This window comes from Streptomyces sp. AC627_RSS907 (genome assembly GCF_019049165.1).
Window position 1 is genome coordinate 1 of the sequence record NZ_JAGMUE010000181.1, and the last position, 779, is coordinate 779.

Genomic DNA, 779 nt, shown 5'->3' on the forward strand with positions numbered 1-779 from the left:
CACCACCATCGTGGCCACCGGGTACAGCACGCCGAGCGTCTTGACCCAGCGCGGCCGGGCCAGCGCGGAGATGGTGATCCCGCACCAGGTCGACCAGCCGATGTGCATCGAGGGCATGGCCGCGTACTGGTTGGACACCTCGGCCAGGTTCCCCGAGGCCAGCGAGCCCCAGGTGCGGTGGACCAGCACGGTGTCGATGAAGTCCATGTCCGGCATCAGCCGGGGCGGGGCCAGCGGGAAGAAGAAGAAGCCGACCAGGGCCACGCCGGTGGTGGCGAACAACACCAGGCGGATCGCCGCGTACCGCCCGGGATGCCAGCGGTAGAGCCACACCAGGACGCCGATCGTCACCACGAAGTGGAGCGTGGCGTAGTAGTAGTTCATGCCGACGATCAGCCAGGTGACCGAGTCGACGCCGTGGTTCACGCCGCGCTCCACGGCCAGCCCTAGGGACTGCTCGGCGTCCCAGATCCAGTGGGCGTTGCGCAGCGCGGTGTCCTTGTGCGCCGGCACCGCGTTGCGGATCAGCGAGTACGTCCAGTAGCTCACCGCGATGAGCAGGATCTCGAACCACAGCCGGGGCCTGCGGGGCGCGCGGAGCCGGGCCAGACGGGTGCGCGCGACCGGCGGACCGGCCTCTTCCGCGCGCTCCTCGATGGGTGGCGGGAGAGCTGCCGTCCGGCCTTCCGGAGTCCTCGAAATCGCTTCACCCATAGAAGAACAGTCTGCCAGACTTGTCTGCTCGGCAGATCACCCGCACGTCGGGTATCCGCCTCACC

Annotated in this window: 1 protein-coding gene; it reads right to left on the reverse strand. The window is 68.7% G+C overall.

The window, feature by feature from the left end; all coding sequences use genetic code 11:
• Window positions 1-714, reverse strand: a 714-nt coding sequence (locus tag KUM32_RS30765) for a phosphatase PAP2 family protein (RefSeq protein ID WP_217145243.1), incomplete at its 3' end; no start/stop codon positions are given.
• Between the last annotated feature and the right edge of the window lie 65 nt (window positions 715-779).